The following is a 308-nucleotide window of genomic DNA, read 5'->3' on the forward strand; positions in this document are numbered from 1 at the left end:
GCGAGCAGTGCTGCGGCCAGCACCACGGACCCGAGCAGCAGCCGCGGCGTTCGGTTGCGCCTGGGCGGCCGGTTGACGAAGACGGTGTGCGGATGCGGCTGCATGGCAATTCCTTCCCTGGTCCATCGAGACGCGCGACGTGCGCATGGATCCAATCTAGAAGGGAAGCGCGCAGCGGGAAATTCCGCATTCGCGCCCGGTATCCCGCGTTCGCGGGAGGCCGGTGCCGGCAGCGCTCAGGCTGCCGCGGCCGCGGGCACCGTCATCGGCAGGCGCAACACCACACAGCAGCCACCGGCGGCCGCCTG

Origin of the sequence: Variovorax sp. WDL1 (assembly GCF_001541225.1) — a bacterium.
Classification (GTDB): domain Bacteria; phylum Pseudomonadota; class Gammaproteobacteria; order Burkholderiales; family Burkholderiaceae_C; genus Variovorax.